Source organism: Guggenheimella bovis (genome assembly GCF_054492335.1).
In genome coordinates, this window is record NZ_JBQWTF010000001.1 from 534573 (window position 1) to 556321 (window position 21749).

At 45.1% G+C, this 21749-nt stretch carries 20 protein-coding genes; 4 read left to right on the plus strand and 16 right to left on the minus strand.

All coding sequences use genetic code 11. From position 1 onward, the window contains the following. Window positions 1-9: 9 nt before the first annotated feature. The 8 genes from radA to ACUB3H_RS02835 form a co-directional block, all read right to left on the minus strand. Window positions 10-1344 (minus strand): DNA repair protein RadA, encoded by a 1335-nt coding sequence (gene radA, locus ACUB3H_RS02800; protein WP_459129133.1) that lies wholly within the window; start codon window positions 1342-1344, stop codon window positions 10-12. 35 nt (window positions 1345-1379) lie between these two features. Continuing rightward, window positions 1380-3452 carry an elongation factor G gene (fusA, locus tag ACUB3H_RS02805; protein WP_459129134.1) on the minus strand — a complete coding sequence of 691 codons (2073 nt, stop codon included), beginning with the start codon at window positions 3450-3452 and terminating at the stop codon, window positions 1380-1382. Window positions 3453-3579: 127 nt separating this feature from the next. After that, a complete protein-coding gene (locus ACUB3H_RS02810; protein WP_459129135.1) occupies window positions 3580-5037 on the minus strand; it encodes a cell wall-binding repeat-containing protein in 1458 nt (485 codons plus the stop codon). A gap of 81 nt (window positions 5038-5118) precedes the next feature. After that, window positions 5119-7476 (minus strand): ribonucleoside-triphosphate reductase, adenosylcobalamin-dependent, encoded by a 2358-nt coding sequence (nrdJ, locus tag ACUB3H_RS02815; protein WP_459129136.1) that lies wholly within the window; start codon window positions 7474-7476, stop codon window positions 5119-5121. A 364-nt stretch (window positions 7477-7840) separates the two neighbouring features. Further along, window positions 7841-9718, minus strand: coding sequence for a lysine--tRNA ligase (gene lysS / locus ACUB3H_RS02820; RefSeq protein ID WP_459129137.1), 1878 nt, complete (start codon window positions 9716-9718; stop codon window positions 7841-7843). 8 nt (window positions 9719-9726) lie between these two features. Continuing rightward, window positions 9727-10209: a transcription elongation factor GreA gene (gene greA, locus ACUB3H_RS02825; RefSeq protein ID WP_459129138.1), complete on the minus strand. Its 483-nt coding sequence runs from the start codon at window positions 10207-10209 to the stop codon at window positions 9727-9729. A 31-nt stretch (window positions 10210-10240) separates the two neighbouring features. After that, window positions 10241-11182 (minus strand): tRNA dihydrouridine synthase DusB, encoded by a 942-nt coding sequence (gene dusB, locus ACUB3H_RS02830; protein WP_459129139.1) that lies wholly within the window; start codon window positions 11180-11182, stop codon window positions 10241-10243. Next, on the minus strand, window positions 11176-12078 hold the full coding sequence (locus ACUB3H_RS02835) for a biotin--[acetyl-CoA-carboxylase] ligase (RefSeq protein ID WP_459129140.1): 903 nt from the start codon (window positions 12076-12078) through the stop codon (window positions 11176-11178). The genes dusB and ACUB3H_RS02835 overlap by 7 nt, the downstream gene beginning before the upstream one ends. Before the next feature lie 99 nt (window positions 12079-12177). Between ACUB3H_RS02835 and ACUB3H_RS02840 the strand changes: the two genes are divergently transcribed. From ACUB3H_RS02840 to ACUB3H_RS02855, 4 genes are all read left to right on the plus strand, one after another. Then, window positions 12178-12894, plus strand: a complete 717-nt coding sequence (locus tag ACUB3H_RS02840) for an ABC transporter ATP-binding protein (protein WP_459129141.1) — start codon at window positions 12178-12180, stop codon at window positions 12892-12894. Further along, window positions 12891-14477, plus strand: coding sequence for a hypothetical protein (locus ACUB3H_RS02845; RefSeq protein WP_459129142.1), 1587 nt, complete (start codon window positions 12891-12893; stop codon window positions 14475-14477). Before ACUB3H_RS02840 ends, ACUB3H_RS02845 begins: the two co-directional genes overlap by 4 nt. Before the next feature lie 95 nt (window positions 14478-14572). Beyond that, window positions 14573-15283, plus strand: coding sequence for a sigma factor (locus ACUB3H_RS02850; protein ID WP_459129143.1), 711 nt, complete (start codon window positions 14573-14575; stop codon window positions 15281-15283). Window positions 15284-15298: 15 nt separating this feature from the next. Then, window positions 15299-16123, plus strand: coding sequence for an anti-sigma-I factor RsgI family protein (locus ACUB3H_RS02855; protein WP_459129144.1), 825 nt, complete (start codon window positions 15299-15301; stop codon window positions 16121-16123). 37 nt (window positions 16124-16160) lie between these two features. Here the strand turns inward: ACUB3H_RS02855 and ACUB3H_RS02860 are convergent, their stop codons facing one another. From ACUB3H_RS02860 to ACUB3H_RS02895, 8 genes are read right to left on the minus strand one after another with little or no spacing between them, the layout of a single operon-like run. Further along, complete coding sequence (locus ACUB3H_RS02860; RefSeq protein ID WP_459129145.1) at window positions 16161-17291, minus strand: sodium ion-translocating decarboxylase subunit beta; 1131 nt, start codon at window positions 17289-17291, stop codon at window positions 16161-16163. 3 nt (window positions 17292-17294) lie between these two features. Beyond that, window positions 17295-17690, minus strand: coding sequence for a biotin/lipoyl-containing protein (locus ACUB3H_RS02865; RefSeq protein ID WP_459129146.1), 396 nt, complete (start codon window positions 17688-17690; stop codon window positions 17295-17297). Between the two features lie 8 nt (window positions 17691-17698). Beyond that, window positions 17699-18073: an OadG family transporter subunit gene (locus ACUB3H_RS02870; RefSeq protein ID WP_459129147.1), complete on the minus strand. Its 375-nt coding sequence runs from the start codon at window positions 18071-18073 to the stop codon at window positions 17699-17701. Window positions 18074-18081: 8 nt separating this feature from the next. After that, a complete protein-coding gene (locus ACUB3H_RS02875; protein WP_459129148.1) occupies window positions 18082-19620 on the minus strand; it encodes an acyl-CoA carboxylase subunit beta in 1539 nt (512 codons plus the stop codon). An 8-nt stretch (window positions 19621-19628) separates the two neighbouring features. Next, window positions 19629-20048: an acyl-CoA thioesterase gene (locus ACUB3H_RS02880; protein ID WP_459129149.1), complete on the minus strand. Its 420-nt coding sequence runs from the start codon at window positions 20046-20048 to the stop codon at window positions 19629-19631. Next, window positions 20045-20449: a methylmalonyl-CoA epimerase gene (gene mce / locus ACUB3H_RS02885; RefSeq protein ID WP_459129150.1), complete on the minus strand. Its 405-nt coding sequence runs from the start codon at window positions 20447-20449 to the stop codon at window positions 20045-20047. The genes ACUB3H_RS02880 and mce overlap by 4 nt, the downstream gene beginning before the upstream one ends. Continuing rightward, window positions 20446-21357, minus strand: coding sequence for a methylmalonyl Co-A mutase-associated GTPase MeaB (gene meaB, locus ACUB3H_RS02890; protein WP_459129151.1), 912 nt, complete (start codon window positions 21355-21357; stop codon window positions 20446-20448). The genes mce and meaB overlap by 4 nt, the downstream gene beginning before the upstream one ends. Beyond that, on the minus strand, window positions 21354-21749 hold the full coding sequence (locus ACUB3H_RS02895; protein WP_459129152.1) for a cobalamin B12-binding domain-containing protein: 396 nt from the start codon (window positions 21747-21749) through the stop codon (window positions 21354-21356). Before ACUB3H_RS02895 ends, meaB begins: the two co-directional genes overlap by 4 nt.

Sequence of the window (21749 nt, forward strand, 5' to 3'; positions counted from 1 at the left end):
TAAAAGTGATTAAAACAAAAGTGAAAAAAGTTCGGATAGCTGACTAATCTGGTGGAGTTTCATTCCCTCGACTCGAATATTTCCCTTTGGTAGGATGGCTTCCGTAAAGCCTAAGCGCTTTGCTTCTACGAGTCGCTTTTCAAGTTGTGGAACCGTTCGAACCTCTCCGAGTAAACCGACTTCCCCTAAAACAACCATCGATTTCTTGACTGGTTTATTTAAAAAGCTAGAGCTGATGGATGCCATCATGGCAAGCATAAGAGCTGGTTCATTAATCTGAATGCCACCAACGGTATTCACGTAAACGTCGCTCGAAGCGAGGTTTAATCCTTGCTTTTTTTCTAAGACAGCTAAGCTCATGATGAGCTTATTCGTATCGACTCCAAGCGTCATTCTGCGAGGATTTGAAAAATAGCTATGAGAGACAAGACTTTGAATCTCGACCATCAATGGTCTCGTTCCTTCAATCGAAGGATAGATCACCGTTCCCGGTTCTTCAAAGGCGTTTGAAAGGAAGATCCCAGAAGGATTTTTCACTTCCTCTAAACCAGCACCCGTCATCTCAAAGATGCCCACCTCATTCGTGGAACCAAAGCGGTTTTTAACACTTCGAAGAATGCGGTAGATGCTACTCGATTCGCCTTCAAAGTAGAGGACCGTATCTACGATGTGTTCAAGAATCTTAGGACCTGCGATGCTTCCTGCCTTCGTGACGTGTCCTACGATAAAGGTCGCCATCTGTCTGCTCTTCGCGAGATTCATGAGTTCACTTGTTACCTCGCGAACTTGACTGACGCTTCCTGGAGCCGACTCCATGGAAGGATGATTCATGGTCTGAATGGAGTCCACAACGAGAATGTCGGGGCTTTCTGATTCAATGGCGTGACGAATGACATCAAAGCGCGTTTCAGAAAGAAGAAGCACGTCTTTGGCATCTTCTTTGAGTCTCATGGCACGAATTCGAATTTGAGAAGGACTCTCCTCACCTGAAACGTATAAAACCTTTTTACCTAACCTCGAAAGAGCACTTGCAACCTGTAGTAAAAGCGTGCTCTTACCGATCCCTGGGTCTCCTCCCACGAGGATCAGGCTTCCTGGAACGATTCCTCCCCCTAAGACGACATCGAGCTCATTGATGCCACTCGATAATCTATGGGTCGTCTCAAAGTGGACCTCACTTAAGCGCATGGGCTTTGTAGATACCGAAAGAACTGGCTTTTTCGTTTCTTTTACGAGCATCTCCTCTTCAAAGGAGTTCCAGCTTCCACATTCAGGACAGCGTCCTAGCCAGCGCGGTGAAAAGGCACCACACTCCGTGCAGACAAATTGCGTTTCTTTTTTCATATCTCCTCAAAAAAGAAAGGGGCATTGCCCCTTTCTTATTCCTTCTGACTGTTTTCTGCAATAACTTTTGCGGCAATGGCAACAGGCACTTCTTCATAACGTTCAAAGCGAACACGGAAATAACCTCTCGCCTGGGTCATGCTTCGAAGATCGCTAGCATAGCTGAAGAGTTCAGCTTCTGGGGCTTCTGCGATAACCTTTTGATACCCTGCTTCATCCGGTTCCATACCTAAAATTCTACCACGGCGTTTGTTCATGTCGCCCATGATATCACCCATGTTCTCATCTGGAACAGTGATGGTGAGGTGCATGATAGGCTCTAAAAGAATCGGGTTAGCCTGTGGGAGACCTGCTTTAAAGGCAAGAGAAGCTGCAATCTTAAAGGCCATTTCATTACTATCAACGGGGTGATAGGAACCATCTAAGAGCGTCGCCTTGATGTTTACGACCGGGAAACCTGCCAATGGACCGTGTTGAAGGGCTTCTTCAATACCCTTTTCAACAGCTGGGAAGTAGGCTTTTGGAACGCTACCACCAAAGACCTTTTCTTCAAAGACATAGCCTTCGTGAGAAGGTTCAAATTTAACGATAACATCACCGTATTGACCTGCTCCACCCGATTGTTTCTTGTGCTTACCTTGAACGGTAGCCATGCCCTTAATCGTCTCACGATAAGCGATCTTTTGAGGCACAATGTCGACGTCTACATCGAAGATGCTCTTTAGCTTCTCGGTAATGACTTGAATGTGCATCGTTCCTTGAACACCGAGGATGAGTTGTTTCGTCTCGCTGTTACGGTTCATGGAGAAGGATGGATCTTCTTCATTTAGTTTTTGTAGAGAATGACTGATCTTCTCCTCGTCACCCTTAGAGTGAGGCTGAATGGCCTTAAAGAGACCTGGACGTGGGAATTTAATCTGAGGATATTCGATCGGTGCACTCTTATCACAGAGGGTATCTCCGGACTGTGTATGCATGAGCTTTGCACACGCTCCGATATCACCTGCGTGAACTTCACTGAGTTCAATCTGCTTCTTACCCTGAAGGGCAAAGAGCATGGAAACTTTTTCATTCTCTTCTCGGTTCACGTTATAAACTTCCGTATCCTTTTTAAGGACGCCACTCATAACCTTAAAGATCGAAATCTTACCGACGAAGGGGTCGACGATGGTCTTAAAGACAAGAGCACTAAAGGGCTCCTGATCACCTACTCGGCGCATCACTTCTTCGACGGTACCAGGTTTGAATCCCTTGACCATACCGTCGTTCATGTCGCGTGGTGTCGGTAGATAGTCTACGATCATATTTAATAACGTATGAATACCGATGCCTTTTTCTGCGCTACCTACGATGACAGGTACGATGTCACTCGAAAGGACACCCTTACGAAGACCAGTTTTGATCTCTTCTTTTGTAAACTCTTCACCTTCGAAGTACTTTTCCATGAGTTCTTCATCGCTCTCAGCGACAGCTTCTAGGAGCATTTCGCGAAGCGGGTTGATCTTTGGAATGAGACTTTCTGGAATCGGTGCATCTTCGCACTTCTTACCATTGTATTTTCTTCCAACCATGTCGACGATATTGACGAAGCCTTCAAAGGTCTCTCCTTCTCCAATTGGAAGAACAAAAGGAGCGATCTTCTTACCGAATTTATCCTTTAAGCTGAGCATCAAGTTGACATAGTTGATGTTTTCTTTATCCATCTTATTGATGTAGATGATACGAGGCATTTTACGTTTTTCCGTATACGTCCATGCCTTTTCTGTACCAACTTGAATACCAGCTGATGCATCGACTAAAATGACACAGCCAGCTGCAATACTCAATGCACCAAACGCTTCTCCGACAAAGTCGAAGTAACCTGGTGTATCGAGCATATTGATTTTTGTATCCTTCCACTCAAAGGGAAATACGCTTGTGGTAATCGAGAACTTCTTTGCGATTTCCTCGGGTGTGTAGTCAGATTGTGTATTACCTTCTTCTACTTTTCCCATGCGGTTAATGATACCTAAATGGTATAAAAGACTTTCAACTAGCGTTGTCTTTCCGCTTCCGCCGTGGCCAAGTAGAACGACATTACGAATTTGTTCTTTACAGTAGTTGTTCACAAGTTCCTCCCGTTAAGTGATTTAATATCATTTTAACATAGGATGGTCAATTTTTAAAGAAAAAGTCATTCAAAAGTCAAACTTCCTGGGGTCAATTACATTCTTGAAAAAAAGAGAGGTTTCCCTCTCATTTCAGATTGTCTAGTATGGCATTTTTCACGACATCAGATACAGATAAGTAACCGCCGACGATAACGACCTTTTGGATGGTCGAATTCTTTAAATACGTTTCGATCTCAGATGGAAGGATGTTCTTCTTTACGAGTAGGATCGGCGCTTGATCTTTATAAGCAAGAGGACCTGAAACTAAGGCGTCTGCAAAGCGTTCGCCGCTTGCTACAATCGTCTTTGTGGCACCCGAGAAGAATTTTTCTGCGATCAAGGCACTCGTTTCAAAGCGTGTCTGTCCACCGATTCGGCCACGAAGTCCTGGAAGTTCCTTTAAGACAGAATCGTCGATCACTTGCATTCCGCCGACGACTGTAGTCACCTTAATGCCAATATCTTGAATTGCTTTTTTAATGGAAGCAGGAACTTCTTTTGATTTTACAAGTAAGATCGGCGCTAACGTACGTGCAGCATAAGGGCTAATGCTTAGTGCATCTGGATAATTTTCACCACTTACAATGACAGCACTTTCTACTCCACCGCTATAGATACTAATGAGGCTTGCAACCTTCGCACTCGTCTCGTAGCGGTCTCTTCCGCTCACTCGTTGAACGCTACGAGCCATGGTAGAAAGCTCTGATTCGACTTTCGGTGAAATCGACTGGCTTCCACCGATGATGTAGATGTTTTGAGCATTTAAGCGGCGAATTTCCTCAGCTACAGCTGGATCGAGCACATCACTCGAACAAAGAAGTACGGGGGCATCTAATACGCGAGCAAGGACGGATCCGCTTAAGGCATCTGGGAAGGTGTCCTTTCTTGCGATAATGACGTTTTCTGTCGAATCGTAGAGCTCTTTTGAAAGGTTCACTGCCGTATCGATACGGTCTAAGCCGAAGATGCGCTGTGCATCGCCTTGAGGAGCAACTTGAACGTATTTGGCTTCAATATATAGGTCTTCATCTGGCATTGAAACCCAGCTGTCCTTCTTTGCTAAGTCGTCGTATTTAGCAGAAGGGTTCGATATGAGCCAGCGTTCAAAACGCATGCCTTCTGGTGCAGGGTCGGCATTGATCTCAACGAGCTGACCGACGAGTGCATTTGTAAGCGACGCCCGTCCATTAAAGATGACGACGCGGTGAGAGGTGAACTCACCCGTTTTATTCACTCGAACAATGGCCCAGTTGTAGATGCGTTCGTCCTTCGTATGAACCCAAATCGTTGCTACGCCTTCACCATTGGCGGTAATAACACCATTCTTAAAGCTTGCAACTGATTCATTTGAACTTTCTACTACATATTCTGTTTCTGTTGAATTACTAGGAATTAATCCTATTTTTAATGGGACCTTCTCACCGATCTTCAAGCTGAAATCGTTCTGAGACAAGCTGAAGTCTAAGAGCTTCACTTCAGCGAATGCTGGCGTAAGAGCGAGGAGCATGAAAATCGCTAGGAAGGCTATGAGACGTTTTTTCATAGGGACTCCATCCTTTTTTCTTTCTATAACTATTATAAAGAATTTGGAGAAAAAAAGAAAGGAGTCCAAGCTCCTTCCTTTTTAACGAACGGGGCAAACGCCCGTTTCGCAACCATCGTTACCGATGTCAAATTGTGTTTCTTCGACTTCGTATTTACTGAGGAGAGATGGTCTAAATGGTTGCATCTCTGAACTCAAGCGCTCATACGTCTCTTTATCGATCGATTCGTAAGGTAATAGGTCGTAGAAGTTCTCATCAAGTGAGAGGAAACTGATCGCTACGATGTCATCCCAGTTGTTCCAAACCCACTCTTCGACCTCTTCCCACTCGTGTTCACGAACGTGAATGGTAATGGAAGCGTTGTGGTCGACGTAGTGCTCCATGAACATCTTGTAGTTTTCTAGTTGTTCGATAGCGGAGACATCGTATTTCGTCTTTCCTTCTGGTGCCTTTACAGGGAACTCGAGAACCTTGGTGGTCGCCGTTTCCATCTCTTGACCGACTTCAGGTTTTACAGAGTATCCGAGCTCTTCACAGACCTGTACGAGTGGGTCTGCGGCGTTAATGCGCACGCGACGAATGTAGTATGGTGAATGGGAGTAGTGAATACCACTTGATACGACAGGTAGTTGTGAAAGCGTTCCTTCAGGTTTTACAGTCGTTACGAGAATCGGTGCATTCGTTCCCACTTCGAGAGCGTAGTTTTCAACCTCGTTTTTAGCAACCATACGAAGCTTTTCTAGGAGAACTGCTTGTTCTTCACGTGTCATATGGGTTGCATTCACCATGTCCTGCCAGCCCGTTAAACTCGTTCCAATGAGGTTATCGCGGTCATGAACGAAGTTCCAGTGAGGAATTTCGAGCTCGACTTGCGTCATACGGAATCCTGCACGAGCAGAGTAACGCTGTGCATTTAAGAGAGCCGCTGTATCGAGGTTCCCGTCCTTATCGACGAAAGCTGCGACGTTTACGGTTGTCAAGTTACAGAGTCCTTTACTGTCGAGTAGAATCTCTGCACAGGGATTTACACCTTGGAAGTTCGGTCTTCTCTTGCGTCCTGCTTCTGCGTTTACCCAACCAGGTTCTCCAGAGTAGCGCATTTGTTCCATCTGCCAGTGGAGTCTTTCTCTCGTTGGCTTTTCATTGTAGAAGATGGAGTTATTACTCATAGAACGGTGGAGCAGTTCTTTATCGACGATCCACTGTCCATCAATTTGCTTATAGAGGTTCGATTTCGCTTCGATGCACTCTTTATCGTCTGCATCCATGAGAACGATTTCAGCCGTTCTTCTGACGCCACCTACGACGACGTTTTCACCGATGACGTTTACGATGTCTAAGCAGTCGATCGGACGAAGCTTAATACATTTCTTTTCTTGAATGTAACCAGCCTTTTTAATGACCTTGTCGATCTTCATGAACATGTTCTTTAAGGAAGCATGGCCACTCGCCGTTCCACCAAAGGTACGAAGCTTTTCACCGGTTGGACGAACGTGGTCGTAGTTAATGATGATCGTCTTAATCGAACGGTATTCGTTGGCGTGAATGAGATCGAAGAAGTAACCTAAGCTTTGAACCCAACCCTCTTTACTGTCACCTACGGTAATTTTTACCGTATTGTTGTAGAAGAAGTCTAAGCTCGTGTTGTCTTCGCGGTCACGTCTTGGAACAGGCGTATAGTCTTCGTGAATCACTTCAAAGTCGGTACGGATCTTAGGAATCTTTTTCACGTCTTCTTTAAGAATACGGATTCCTACGCCGCTACCGATCATGAGTAGATAGAAGAGATCCTTAAAGGCAGGAATGCTATCTAACACCTGGAAGGCACAGTTGAAGTTACTCATCGGATAGTTCTTCGCAACCTTCGTTCCACCTACCCAGAACGTTCTTCCACTTAAGAACTGTCTTAAGTTATAGACGTTATCGAAAAGCTTCTCTGCTTCTTCACGCGTCGTAGGAACTAAAGAGCAGTTGTACTCTACGCTTCTTCTTACTGTTTCCCACCAGTACTCACGGCGCTTCTCTTCTGGAATCCAGCGTGAATACGTGCGGTAGTAGACGAAGTTACCGAGTTGGCTCATCGGTGACTGTGCGTGCTTATAAGGTCTAATAAATTCTTCCGTTAAGAGCTTCTCTTTCGAAGTCTGTTTACGAATGGAACGCGTGCGGTCCTTTTCGTTTCTGTAAATGATGTACTTCTTAGCGACGTCTTTTCTTGGTGAATCCATGAGCTTGGATTCTACCATATCTTGAATCTCATCGACGGCGATGACGGTAAAATCGCGCTCCGCTTCTTCTTCAATATCCGTAGCGATCTTTAGTGCAAGGTCGGAATCGACTCCCTTTGCTGTCTCGCTCATCGCGCGTTCGATCGCACTTTGAATCTTTTTGCCGTCAAAGCTTACTTCTTGTCCATCTCTCTTCTCAACTCGAATCATCTGTCCTCCTAATATGTCTACATCTTGTGTCGATGTTGAATTCATGTACTACATATGGTACAGGAGCGAGAAAAAAAGTCAAGTACTTTCGAAACGAACGAGAATGGCTAAATAACGCCATTTAAAGAATTTTACTCCCTACCATTCATCAAAAGAGGAAAAAAAAAGTATGCGTTTTCTATTCAACTAGTGATGATTTTTTTTAGCCTCTGGCTTTTAATTGCCTTTTCACCACAAAAAAAAGTAAGGCTTAAAAGCCTTGATTTCCCAAAGGTTTCTTGAGTTCAAGAAATTTTGTTTCTTAGTTGTTTATGCACCTATAGCCAAAAAAAGAAAAAAGCACCTAAAAAGGTGCTTTTGATGTTTAGTAAAGTTTTGCTCCTGGAGGAATCGAATCAGCTAACATAATAAGTTGTAGCTTTTCTTCTCCCTCTTCATCGTGGATAGCACTTAGAAGCATACCACACGATTCCTCTCCCATCATGGCTCTCGGTGGAAGGTTTGTAATCGCTAAGAGGGTCTTTCCGACGAGTTCTTCTGGTTCGTAGAACTCACGGATTCCGCTTAGAATGATGCGTTCCTTATCCGTACCATCGTCGAGAGTGAATTTAAGGAGTTTCTTTGATTTCTTAACAGCTTCACAGGTCTTCACCTTAACAGCTCTAAAGTCCGATTTACTAAAGGTATCGAAGTCTACCATCTCTTCAAAGAGAGGCTCGATCTTTACCTTAGAGAAGTCGATCTTCACTTCCTTCTTCGTTTCCTTCTTCTTTTCTTGACCTTGTGGTTTCATCGTCGGGAAGAAGATCGTTTCACGAATGGAAGCTTGGTTTGTAAGAAGCATGACTAAGCGGTCGATACCGATACCCATGCCACCCGTTGGAGGAAGGCCTACTTCGATCGCTTGTAGGAAGTCTTCATCCATCGGATGACTCTCTTCGTCTCCACCTTCTTTGGCTTTGACTTGGTCTTCAAAGCGTTGTCTTTGGTCAACAGGGTCGTTTAATTCACTAAAGGCATTGGCAATTTCCCACTTGTTGACGAACGCTTCAAAGCGGTTTGTAATGCGTGGATCTTCAGGATTTCTCTTAGCAAGCGGAGAGATCTCTACAGGATGGTGCATGACAAAGGTCGGTTGAACGAGGTCTTCTTCGATGAATTCTTCGAAAGCTAAGTTTACAAAGTGGCCTTGTGTCATGAAAGGAAGGATGTCTAGCTTCATCTCCTTCGCTTTTTCTCTTGCTGCTTCGAGTTCCATATTTAAGAAGTCGACACCCGTCTTTTCGAGTACGGCTTCGTTCATGGAGATGCGCTTCCAAGGGCGCTTAAAATCGAGCGTCGTTCCTTGGAAATCGATAACTGTCGTTCCGTAGAGTTTAAGTACGAGCTCTTCTACGAGTCCTTCGAGAAGCTCCATCATGTACTCGTAATCCATGTAGGAAGCGTAGAGCTCGATCATGGTGTATTCAGGGTTGTGCTTGTAGTCGATTCCTTCGTTACGGAACATCTTGCCCATTTCGTAGACGCGGTCGAAACCACCTACGATGAGGCGTTTTAGGAAGAGCTCATTCGCGATACGCATTTGCATATCTAAGTCGAGCGTATTGTGATGCGTAAAGAAAGGTCTTGCTGCAGCACCACCTGCAACCGTTTGAAGAATCGGTGTCTCAACTTCGAGGAAGTTTCTCTCATCGAGGTAGCTACGAACGCCACGTAGAATGATGTTTCGCTTTAAGAAGATTTCTCGAACCTCAGGATTTACAATGAGGTCTACGTAACGCTGGCGGTAGCGGAGTTCTGGGTCCTTTAGGCCGTGATATTTTTCAGGAAGCGTAAAGAGGCTCTTCGTAAGAAGCGTAACCTTTAGCGCATGAATCGACGTTTCACCTGTCTTGGTCTTAAAGACGGTTCCTTCAATGCCTAGGATATCTCCGATGTCAATGGTCTTAAAGTCAGCGAAAGCTTCTTCGCCAATTTCATCTTGCTTGACGTAAGCTTGGATTTGACCATTGGCGTCTTGAATGTGTATAAAGGAAGCTTTTCCCATCATGCGTTTCGAAAGAACTCGGCCGGCTACGAGCACATTTTTACCTTCTAGCTCATCGTACTTTTCTAACACTTCATTTGAAAAATGCGTGCGATTGTAGCGCTCAATTTTAAAGGGATCCTTCCCTTGTTCTTGTAGTGCTTTGAGTTTGTCGATGCGTATTTGTCTTAAATCCGACGTCTGTTCTTGTTGCATGATGTCCTCTACTTTCTAATAGAAATAATCTTGTAAAGAATCTTTCCAGCAGGTGTCTCCACTTCACAGATGGCATTCTTTTTCTTGCCCATTAAAGCAGCACCGATGGGAGATTCTACCGTGACTTTGTTTTCAAAAGGATCAGCTTCTGTAGCACCTACGATCTCGTAGGTCTCTTCTTCACCTGTCTCTTCGTCTCTGACCTTTACGATCGAACCGACGTAGACTTGACCCTTTGGAATGTCATCCTCATCTACCACTTTAGCAAATTTGATCAAATTTTCAAGCTTTTCAATGCGAAGTTCAAGCTCAGCTTGAGCATTTTTTGCTTCGTCGTACTCAGCATTTTCAGAAATATCGCCGAAGGAGCGAGCTTCTTTGATGCGCTCAGCAATTTCTTGGCGTTTAACGACGATGAGCTCTTCGAGCTCAGCCTCGATATTTTGGAGTCCCTCTTCGGTTAAAAGGGTTTCCTTGTTAGCGTTTGTCAAAATGGTTACCTCCGTTTAAAATATGTTCATTTTATAAGCGAAAACCTTGATTGTCAAGGAAATTCTGTGTTAAGCCGAGGAATTCATCGGGGCTTGTCATCGTTGCCAAAGCATTTCTTAGCTTGGCACTTCCCGGAACGCCTTTAAAGTACCAGACGGCATGCTTTCTGAAGTCTAAAAGTCCCTGCTGGCCACGAAGTTCTGTCGCATAAAGTAAATGCCTATGAGCGACTTCGATTCTCTCCTTTATGCTAACAGGTGGAGCCTCTTCTCCACGAACGTACATCATGATCTCACGGACCAAGAAAGGATTTCCCTGGATGCCTCTAGCGAGCATGACGCCGTCAACGGTACTCGCCTTTTCGATGTAATCTTCAAGTGTAAAGATGTCTCCGTTACCGTAGACGGGAATCTTTAGTTCCCTCTTTACGGCCTTTATGACATCCCAGTTGGCTCTTCCCATGTAGAGTTGCTTGGCCGTTCTTCCATGCACCGTAATGGCATCAACACCTTCTGCTTCAAGCCCTTTCGCAAACTCGATGACATTAATAGATTTTTCATCTATTCCGATGCGAGTCTTTACAGTTACTGGCTTTTTCGTCACTTTCTTTAATGCCCGAACGATACTTCGAGCTCTCGTTGGATCTGCCATGAGAGCTGAACCTTCGCCGTTTGAAGTGATCTTTCGCACGGGACAGCCCATATTGACGTTCAGTTCTTCAAAGGGTGCAAGCTCTTCTAAGATGCGTACGGACTCGGCCATGATCTCGGGATCCTTCCCAAAGATCTGAACGGCTAGCGGATGATCGGTGGGATCGAGATCAAGGTACTCTTTGGTGCGCGTATTGTCGTAGACGAGCCCTTGAGCACTGATCATTTCTGTGAAGCAGAGTTCTGCTCCTTGTTCTCGAAGAATCCTTCGATAGGCTCTATCGGTTACACCTGCTAGGGGTGCGATCATTACTTTTACCATGAGAGTGAAATCTCCCCGGAATCGACGCGAATTACCGAATCTCCCTGAAGAAGTGCATAGCCCTCTTCATCGATACCTAGATACGTGTATTCCTTTTCGTCGTTCGTCTTTTTGACGGTCTTTCCTTTGAGGAAATCACGAGCGGAGAGCGCATCTAAGAAGGGATGAAGACCTTCTTTTTCAAAGTGGTCGTAGTTATTAAAAAAACGCTCTAAAAAGTCAAAAAGAATCCTTCGTTCCCCTTTAAAATACGGCGTATCAGTAAGACCAATTGCATTTTCAACTTCTGGAGTCTTCAGGTTCACGCCAATCCCTATAATGAGTTTTTCTAGGAAATCAAGTTCCATTACGAGTTCTGTGAGAATACCCGAAAGCTTCTTCCCCTCATAGTAGATGTCATTGGGCCATTTGATCTCAAAACCATCCCCTAACGACTCAGCTAGCATCAGTCCACTAAAGAGTGTGATCGTTCGAAGCTTATCGGCCTTTAAGCTAGGCTTTAAGGAGAGCGTGAAGTAGATGCCATCGCCCTCTTCACTGACCCACTCTCTTCCACGTCTTCCGCGTCCTGCCGTCTGCTTTCTTGCGACGATCAGGACATTTGTTGGAACGCGCTTCGCTTCCGTGTTGGTCGAATCAATGGAATCAAAAAAAGAACACCGCGTAGGAAGCTTTAGTTCCCTTACGATGGCTTCTAATTCCATTTGGTTGATGACATCGGTCACTTCTAGTTTGTAACCGACTCGATTTTTTGAATGAATCGTATATCCTGAAGCCCTAAGCTCTTTGATGTGTTTATTTACAGCCGAACGAGTAATTCCCAGTTTCGTACTGATCCACTCTCCGCTTACGGGCTGATCGCTCTCCTTCAGTAGAGCGAGTATTTTTTCTCTCATGTTTGAAAACCTCTCAACACATTATAGCAGAAAATCACGAATTGTAGTTGTTTTCTCCTATGATATAATAATAAGGTGTAGCAAATTAGAGGAGGAATTATGTTAAGTATTAAAAATCTAACGAAACGCTACGGCAATAAGGTTGCCGTAGACAACTTAAGTCTCGAAGTTCTACCCGGCCGTATCGTGGGCTTTATAGGCCATAACGGAGCCGGTAAAACGACGACGATTAAATCGCTCGCAGGAATCATCGCCTTTGATGAAGGTGAAATCACAATCGGCGGAAAGAATATAAAGACAGATCCAGTCGCTGCCAAGAGTATCACTGCATACATTCCTGATAACCCAGACCTCTACGAGTTCATGAAAGCCATTCAATACCTGAACTTTATCGCAGATATCTACGGTGTCAGTAAAGAAAAGCGAGAGACGCTCACGAAAAAGTATGCCTCGCTCTTTCAAATTGAAGGTGAATTGGGAAACCCTATTAGTAGCTTTTCACACGGTATGAAGCAAAAGCTCGCTCTCATAAGCGCCCTCATCCGTGAACCGAAGCTCCTCGTTCTTGACGAGCCTTTTGTAGGTCTCGACCCGATTGCAAGTCACCAATTAAAACTCGAACTAAGACGCATCTGTGACGAAGGCGGTGCCGTATTTTTCAGTACCCACGTCCTAGAAGTCGCACAAAAGCTCTGTGATGAGATTGCTATCATTAAAGAAGGAAAGCTCATTAGCTTTGGTAAGACTTCTGATGTCATTGGCGACTCAAACCTCGAAACGGTTTTCTTAGAACTTGAACAAGGAAGTGACGCGTGAAAGCTTTTATCGCATTAATTAAAGTACAGCTCAAGGGACTTATGAGTTCTTTGATGCCCGTAGGATCAAAGAAGAAAGCGCGTCCCATTTGGCTGACGCTTCTCCTTACAGCCGCCCTCATCCTCTACATGTCGGGCGTCTATTCTTTCATGTTTGCAGACCAGCTGGCTCCCGTAAACATGACCTACGTCATGCCCATGCTGATCCTTCTCATCTTCTTTTTTATGGGCGTATACTTTGCAGCCTATCCTACGTCAAACTTTCTCTTTAAGGGAAGAGATAACGAGATTCTTTTAACGCTACCGGTATCAAGCTTTAAGCTTACGATCAGTGCCCTTACAGCCGTCTACTTAGAGTCTCTCTTAATCGCTATCTTCTTTATGATCCCCGCAGGCGTCGTCTACATGATCTTTGAAGGCTTCTCTTTAGGGTATCTCTTACGAACGATTCTACTCGTACTCATTCTCCCGTTCCTTCTTACGGGTATTTCAGTTATGGTGGCCTACTTCATCACCTGGCTAAAGGCAAAGTTCAACAACTCAAAACTCGTTGAAACACTCTTTGCTGTGCTCATCTTTGCAGTTATCTTCTTTGGCTTCATGACCATGAATACGCAAATTAATCTGAATGCCATGGAAGGCGCTCCCATAGGAGAAGCGATAACGAAGTACTTCCCTCTAGCAGGTTGGTACAATAAGTTTACCGTAGAAGGTGATCTATTGAGCCTACTCCTCATTGCGGCTGTCTCGGTTGTAGCGTTCCTCGTGATCGCTAAAATCTTTAGTATGTTCTACCTGAACGTCTTAACAGCGACAAAGAGCATTCGAAAAAAGACGAACTACAAAGTCAGTTCGATGAAATCTCAAAATGCGTCGTCAGCTCTTTTAAAGAGGGAAATTTCTCGTTATTTCCAGACGCCGATCTACTTTATGAATACATTTGTAGGTAACCTTCTTCTCATCGCAGGACTCGTCTATCTACTCTTTTCTCGCGATCTCATAGAAGGCCTCAACATGTTTGATTTACCGATGGGAGCCGTTCTCGCCTTTGCCCTCACGTACACTGTCTCGATGTCGAATACGACGGGCCCAAGCATCTCCTTAGAGGGAAATCGCCTATGGATCCTCTTAGAGAGTCCCGTTCGCGGTAAGGATATTATTAAGTCGAAGGTACAACTCAATGCGCTGGTAATTTTCCCAATCATCATCATTGCAGCCATTCTCTTAAACATACTCTTCGACATGACCGTTCTTGAGCGCATCATGGTCTTTGTGATGCCAACGGTCTTTGGTTTTACCATCATCTACTACGGAATGCTCTTGGGACTTCTCATGCCAAAGATGGATGCATCGAGTGACGTCGTCGTCGTAAAGCAGTCAGGTGCAACGACGATCACGATCCTCACATCGATGTTCCTCATTGCAGGACTCGCCCTACTCTACTTCTTTGTGATCACAAAGACTCCGATAGAGCCATACTACACGGCAATCATTTCAGCTGTATTCCTCATTGTGGGATTCATCCTAAGACACCTCGTCTACAAGGACATCGACGAGCGTCTTCTAAAGATTGCCGAAAAATAACAGCAGATTTTACTAATCTTTGTCGTTGAAGTGGGTTTTTCAATACCACTTTCTACTCTTTTCTTACGTATACTACTAATGAACCGGAGGATACCATGGACGAGCGACACATCGTGAATCGGGTGATGCGCGCCAAGGGTGATTCGATCCAAGCCGATGAGATCATAAGGGATTATCTTCCCTTTATCAAAAGCGAGGTTTCGAAATTCATTCAAGGCGTTAGCGTCGATTCAACAGATGAGCTGAGCATTGCCATGATTGCCTTTCACGAAGCTATTGAAAGCTATGATTACAATAGAGGAGCTTTTATCCGTTTCGCCGCGCTCAAGATCCAAAACCGCTTGATCGATTATTACCGCAAGGAAAAGAAGTATCAAGACGTATCGAGTCTTCAAGAACCTTTGTCATCATCAACCGAAGACTTGACACTCGAAGATACGCTAGTCGATCCAAACCCGGCGGTCGAAGATGTTGAACTCACGAAGTCCGTACGAGATGAAATTGTGGACCTCGTAAAAGCACTCAGTGTGTTTCGAATTACGCTCACCGATGTATCGGAAGCGTCCCCGAAGCAACAGAGAACGGAAGAGAAATGTAAGCAGATTATCGATTATGCTAAGAAGAATCCCATGATCGTTGAGAAGCTCATCAGAACTCGAAAACTCCCCATCTCGGATATCACAGCTCAGGTAGACGTTGAACGCAAGATCTTAGATCGCCATCGCAATTATCTCATCGCCATGATGGTCATACTCTCCAAAGGGTACCAAAACATTTTGGAGCATTTAGGTTTCTTAGAATCGTAAAGAAAGGAGGTAAAAATGACATATCTCGTAATGGAAAACCATCTGAGTTATTCCGTCGTACTGAGTGAAAGCGGACAATTTTTAAAAGTTGCAAACCGCGGTTATGAAGTCGGCCAAAAAGTTACAGATGTCATTGTGATGCCTTCCTTTGAGTACGAGCCTACTCCGAGACCTAAGGTGAGCATAAAAAAATGGTTATGGGTTCCAACGCTCGCCCTCATCTTCACCTTGGTGTTTGTCACTCTGTTTTATGTCCAAGTTAACACGACATACGCCAGTGTATCCCTGACAATAAGCCCTTCGGTTCGACTTGAACTCAACCGTTTTGGTGACGTCATTCGCATCGTCGCAGAAGACGAAGAAGCGAAAGCCTTCGTGGCAGATTATGAATTCCATAAGAAACCCGTAGACGACGTCGTAAACGATCTCATAGATTTATCACTTGAAAAGGGCTATATCACATCAGAGACGAAAGTCGAAGTCGTGGTTAAAAGCTCCGATCAAAAGATCAATGAAGACCTTACTGAAAGTATTACAAAGAACATCGACGTGAAGCTTCAAAACGTGGAAAAACCGATTGTTCAAAACATCGAACCACCAGCCCCAGCTCCTGAAGTTCCAGTGATCGCTCCTGTAGAAACGGCAGAACCTAAAAATCCCGTTCCTGAAAAACCAGAAGCACCTGTAGTCGTTCAGAAACCGGCTGAAAAGAAGCCACCGATGATCATTAAGAAGCCAGAAACGAATGAGTCTAAGACACCGAAAGCTCCTGTAGAAACACATGAGCCAACGGTACCTGAAACGACTGAAACATCGAAACCACCGATGATAAAACGCTGACCCGAAGGTCAGCGTTTTTTTATATCTTTATTCTTTTTTACTGGAATAGCGTTAGAAGAACGCCCGCTGCTACAGCAGAACCGATAACACCTGCTACGTTAGGTCCCATTGCGTGCATTAAGAGGAAGTTTCCTGGATCTGCTTCTTGTCCGACAACTTGTGATACACGAGCTGCCATAGGAACGGCAGAAACGCCTGCAGAACCGATTAATGGATTGATCTTGTCTTTGGTAAAGAGATTCATAAACTTCGCTAGAAGGACGCCTCCGGCCGTTCCAAAGCTGAATGCTAGGACGCCTAGTACGAGAATCAAGATGAACTCTTTACTGAAGAATACATTGGCTGTTGCTTTGGCACCGACGGCTACACCTAAGAAGATCGTTACGATATACATCAAGGTGTTACTAGCGATGTCTCTGAGCTTATCTACAACGAGGCACTCTCTAAAGAGGTTACCGAGCATGAGCATACCGACTAAGCTTGTTGCAGGCGGTACGACGAGAGATACGAGAAGTGTTACAAAGATCGGGAAAATGATTTTCTCTGCTCTTGAGACTTCACGAAGCTGAGTCATGCGAATTTTTCTTTCGCTTTCTGTCGTAAGGGCCTTCATAATCGGCGGCTGAATGATCGGAACGAGCGCCATGTAGGAGTAGGCTGCAACGGCGATCGGTCCTAAGAGATGTGGTGCAAGCTTACTCGTTGTAAAGATCGCAGTAGGACCATCAGCTCCCCCGATGATACCGATGGAACCAGCTTCTTGGGCACTGAATCCTAAGAGGATGGCACCAAAGAAGGTGCTGAAAATACCTACCTGTGCAGCTGCACCGAGGAGAAGACTCTTGGGGTTTGCAATAAGTGGACCGAAGTCCGTCATAGCACCTACGCCCATGAAGATGAGCGGTGGGAAGAGTCCAATTTGAATACCTTGTTGGAAGTAGTACAGTAATCCTCCTGCTGCTTCAGCAGTCGGTTGGTCTAAAAGACCTGCCTTCGGGATGTTCGCAAGAAACATACCGAACGCTATCGGTAAAAGTAGGAGTGGTTCAAACTTCTTGACGATCGCTAAGTACATCAATAGAAAACTAAGTAGGATCATGCCGATCGTTTCAAGCTGAATGGCTGTAAACCCTGACTCCTGAAAGAATTCAGCGATGATTTGAAGCATAGATTACTCCAAGTCCAGCAAAGCATCACCTGAATTGACTGCAGTTCCCTTAGAGGTGTAGATTGCTTTTACCGTTCCATCCTGAGCGGCCATAATTTCATTTTCCATCTTCATAGCTTCAAGGATTACGAGCACATCGCCCTTCTTCACTTGTTGACCAACGCTTACGTTGACAGAAACGATTGTTCCTGGCATTGGAGCTGTAACGCTTTGTTCACTTGCTACAGCTTTAGGTGCTGGAGCTGCTTGTGGAGCGGGAGCTGCTTGTGGAGCGGGAGCTGCTTTAGGAGCTACAGGTGCTTCTGGAGCTTTTGGTGCTTGAGGTGCAGATGCTCCACCTACTTCTTCAACGACTACATTGTATGCTGTTCCATTAACAGTGATCTTATAATTCTTCATGATTTCTCCTATAATCTCTTCATGTTATTCATGAGTCCTGCTTGAGCCCATGCAGGGAGTGGTTCTGAGACACGTGTGATCGATTGGATTCTAAAGTCAGAGGTCGATTGTCCGGTCGCGCTTGCGATAGCAGCTGCGATCACAGCGACGAGCTCCTCGTCTGTAGCACTCTCTTTTTTAGGAGCACTTTCTACGACCTTTTTAGCTTCCACAGGTTTACTCTTCGTTCCCGAGAAAATTTTAAGCACTTTAATCGCATAGATGAGTGCAACGAGCACGACGAACGTAATACCCATACCTAGACCTAAGACGGTTAAGCTATCGAGTAACTTTTCCCCGAGTGTCATCGTCTTAAGGATTTCGGGATTCGCAAATTGTTCCATGATACCTCCTAGAGTGGCATGTTGCCATGCTTTTTAAGAGGCTTTTGAACCTGCTTGGACTGAAGCATCTCGAAAGCATTGATGAGTCGAATACGAGTCGTTTGAGGTAGGATGACATCATCAATATAACCACGTTCTGCAGCCTTATAAGGCGTCTGGAACTCTTCTTCGTAAGCTTGGATCTTTTCTTTTCTCGTAGCTTCTGGATCCTTTGACGCTTTAATCTCATTTTTAAAGATGATATTGGCAGCGCCTTGAGCACCCATGACGGCAATTTCAGCCGTTGGCCATGCGAGGTTTAGATCACAACCTAATTCTTTACAGTTCATTGCAATATATGCACCACCGTAAGCTTTTCTCGTAATGAGCGTAACGGTTGGAACAGTCGTTTCACTGTAAGCGTAGAGCATCTTTGCACCGTGACGAATGATTCCTTGGTATTCTTGTGAAGTTCCAGGTAGGAATCCGGGAACGTCTACGAGTGTAAGAATTGGAACATTAAAGGCGTCACATGTGCGGATAAAGCGTGCTGCCTTATCGGAAGCGTTGACGTCTAAGCAACCAGCCATGACAGCAGGTTGGTTCGCAATGATACCAATGGATTGACCACCGAGGCGAGCAAAGCCTGTGATCATGTTCTTAGCAAAGTACTTTTGATATTCGAAGAAATCGCCACCGTCTACGACAGCGCGAATGACATCGTACATGTCGTAAGCTTTGTTGGGATTATCTGGAATGATCGTATCGAGCTCTGGAAGGAGCTTATCGAGGTCTGTCTTTTGAAGCTTTGGAGCTCCTTCGAGGTTATTTGAAGGTAAGAAGCTTAAGAGCTTACGGATGTCACGAATGACCTCTTCATCGCTTGCACCGTAGAAGTGTGCAACGCCACTTACGGAGTTATGTGTCATCGCTCCACCGAGCTTTTCAGCGGTTACTTCTTCTCCAGTAACAGCTTTAATAACTTGTGGACCTGTGATGAACATTTGCGCATTTTGATCGACCATGAAGATGAAGTCTGTAAGTGCTGGAGAATAAACGGCACCACCAGCACACGGTCCCATGATCGCTGTAATTTGAGGAATGACACCAGAACTAATGGTGTTTCTGTAGAAGATCTTTGCATATCCACTTAACGCATCGACGGCTTCTTGAATACGAGCTCCACCGCTGTCGTTAAGACCGATGCAAGGTGCACCTACTTTGAGGGCATAGTCCATGCACTTTACGATCTTTGCTGCATGCATTTCGCCTAAAGATCCACCGATGACGGTGAAGTCTTGAGCATAAGCATAGACGAGGCGACCGTCTACTTGACCGTAACCGCAGACAACACCTTCTCCTGGAGCTTCGGTCTTATCCATGCCAAAGTTCGTTGCACGGTGCTTTACAAAAGCATCGATTTCTACGAAGCTATTGGCGTCAAAGAGCATCTCGAGGCGTTCACGAGCTGTGCTCTTACCTGCTTGGTGCTGCTTTTCGATGCGAGCATCTCCACCGCCCTTTTGGATGGTCTCGCGTCTTTGAAGTAAATCTTGATTCTTATCCATGTTTCCTCTCATAGTTCCTGAGCACGGCGACGAACCTCAAGTTCATCTGCATCCGTCGTCTCATCGAGCGTGATACCGTGCTTCGTTTTCATGCCACTCTTCGAATCTACACATACGAAGGTAATAAATCCGTCGGTCGGGGAAATTCCTGTAATCTCACTCTCTGCCTTGACATAGACTGTCATCGAGGTCGATCCAACCTTTGCAATGTAGCTTGTCATCATGAGTACATCACCCTTTGGAATCGGCTTTTTAAAGACGAAGCCGTGAATGTTAATACAAACGATATCTTCTGGACGTCCAAGGCTTGTAGCTGCGCAGATGAATCCGCTCTCGACGAGCCATTCTGCACTACGTCCTGCAAAGAGCGTGCCGTGATGATTGAGGTCAGCGCTCTTAACTAAGTGTGATGTAATAAAGTGTTTCATTTTCTCTCGCTTAGTTCAACTAAAACGCGTCTTGAACTCTTCGGATGAACGAATGCGATCGAAGCTTCTCCTGCTCCGTAGCGGGGCTTTTCATCGATCATGCGCATTCCCTTATCCTGCATATACTGAATCGCTTCTTCAATATTATCGACACGGAAAGCGAGATGTTGAATGCCTGCACCGTTCTTTTCAATGAAACGAGCAATAGGACCATCCTCTGTGGTACTCTCAAGGAGCTCTACCTCAGTGTCTCCAACGGGTAGAAAAGCGACCTTTACCTTTTGTTCTTCAACAATTTCCGTACCTTGAACCTCGAGACCCATAATGTCTCTCCAAAATTCTAAGGCATCGTCTAGATTTTCGACCGCGATACCGACGTGGTCAAGCTTCATTACCTTCATTCTTTCTCCTTTAAATGTTGTAGTAGTTTTTCCACTGCACGGTAAGGGTCTAGCTTTTTCAAGATGACCTCTTCCAGTGCTTCTTCAAAGGACTCATCTAGTACGATCTCTTTGTAGAGTTTATCGTAGAGTAGGTCGATGAGTTCACTTTTTAAATTCTGCTTTCTTCTCGCTTGAAGTCGATCGTTTTCACTTAAATAATCGTAGTGTTCTTTGATCGCTTCCTTGAGCTCTTCAATTCCCGTCTGCTCTCTCGCAGAAACCATGGTAATGGAGGGCATCCAATCACTATGGGGTAGGAAACTCAGGGCATTTTGAATATCGATCTTGGTGCGATCGGCTCCTGGTAGGTCGCTCTTATTTACAGTAAAGACGTCACCGATCTCCATGATGCCAGCTTTAAGTCCTTGAATGTCATCCCCTAAGCCTGGAACCATGACCATGAGAACCGTGTCTGCCGTCTTTACGATCTCGACCTCACTCTGACCGACGCCAACCGTTTCGATAAAGATGACATCGGCACCGGCAGCATCTAAGATGCGCTTAACGAGGTGCGTTGAAGCACTTAAACCACCTAGATGACCACGCGTACCCATGCTTCTGATAAAGACGTTGGGGTTCGTGGAGAGATCTCCCATGCGGATGCGGTCACCTAGAATCGATCCGCCTGTAAAGGGGCTCGTAGGGTCGATTGCGATGATTGCGACCTTTTTATTATCTTTTAAATAAGCTTTTGCGAGCTGGTCCGTAAGGGAGCTCTTCCCTGCTCCTGGGGGACCTGTAATTCCTATGACGTGAGCATGACCTGATTGTAAAAAATGGTCCTTGAGGGCTTCTTCAAAGCCCTCTTCCCCATTTTCTACTTTTGTGATCATGCGCGCGATAGCTCGTTTTTCGCTCCAGTTCATCTCTTTAGCTCACTGTGAATAAATCCGATAATCTCCTCTGTTGAGCTACCAGGTGTAAATACAGCCTTTACACCCTCTTGTTTTAGAAAATCGATATCGCTATCGGGAATAACTCCACCTGCTACGTAGAGCATATCGGAAGCATCATTCTCCTCCATGAGCTTCCAGATCTTAGGTAGTAGCGTATTATGAGCACCACTTAAGATACTTACAGCGACGACATCGACGTCCTCTTGAACAGCAGCCTGAACGATCTGCTCAGGTGTTTGACGAAGTCCTGTATAAATGACTTCCATCCCGTCATCACGAAGGGCTCTAGCAATGACTTTTGCACCGCGATCATGTCCATCGAGTCCGGGCTTAGCAACTAATACACGAATTGGTCTTTCCAT

Coding starts and splice junctions, on each gene's coding strand:
- ACUB3H_RS02860 (WP_459129145.1), bottom strand. CDS start 17,291: ATGCTTCAAATCATCGCTGAATTCTTTCAGGAGTCAGGGTTTACAGCC.
- dusB (WP_459129139.1), bottom strand. CDS start 11,182: ATGGTAAAAGTAATGATCGCACCCCTAGCAGGTGTAACCGATAGAGCC.
- mce (WP_459129150.1), bottom strand. CDS start 20,449: ATGAAGGTAATGAAGCTTGACCACGTCGGTATCGCGGTCGAAAATCTA.
- ACUB3H_RS02810 (WP_459129135.1), bottom strand. CDS start 5,037: ATGAAAAAACGTCTCATAGCCTTCCTAGCGATTTTCATGCTCCTCGCT.
- radA (WP_459129133.1), bottom strand. CDS start 1,344: ATGAAAAAAGAAACGCAATTTGTCTGCACGGAGTGTGGTGCCTTTTCA.
- ACUB3H_RS02835 (WP_459129140.1), bottom strand. CDS start 12,078: ATGAGAGAAAAAATACTCGCTCTACTGAAGGAGAGCGATCAGCCCGTA.
- ACUB3H_RS02840 (WP_459129141.1), top strand. CDS start 12,178: ATGTTAAGTATTAAAAATCTAACGAAACGCTACGGCAATAAGGTTGCC.
- ACUB3H_RS02870 (WP_459129147.1), bottom strand. CDS start 18,073: ATGGAACAATTTGCGAATCCCGAAATCCTTAAGACGATGACACTCGGG.
- ACUB3H_RS02875 (WP_459129148.1), bottom strand. CDS start 19,620: ATGGATAAGAATCAAGATTTACTTCAAAGACGCGAGACCATCCAAAAG.
- lysS (WP_459129137.1), bottom strand. CDS start 9,718: ATGCAACAAGAACAGACGTCGGATTTAAGACAAATACGCATCGACAAA.
- nrdJ (WP_459129136.1), bottom strand. CDS start 7,476: ATGATTCGAGTTGAGAAGAGAGATGGACAAGAAGTAAGCTTTGACGGC.
- ACUB3H_RS02850 (WP_459129143.1), top strand. CDS start 14,573: ATGGACGAGCGACACATCGTGAATCGGGTGATGCGCGCCAAGGGTGAT.
- ACUB3H_RS02865 (WP_459129146.1), bottom strand. CDS start 17,690: ATGAAGAATTATAAGATCACTGTTAATGGAACAGCATACAATGTAGTC.
- ACUB3H_RS02855 (WP_459129144.1), top strand. CDS start 15,299: ATGACATATCTCGTAATGGAAAACCATCTGAGTTATTCCGTCGTACTG.
- ACUB3H_RS02895 (WP_459129152.1), bottom strand. CDS start 21,749: ATGGAAAGACCAATTCGTGTATTAGTTGCTAAGCCCGGACTCGATGGA.
- ACUB3H_RS02880 (WP_459129149.1), bottom strand. CDS start 20,048: ATGAAACACTTTATTACATCACACTTAGTTAAGAGCGCTGACCTCAAT.
- meaB (WP_459129151.1), bottom strand. CDS start 21,357: ATGAACTGGAGCGAAAAACGAGCTATCGCGCGCATGATCACAAAAGTA.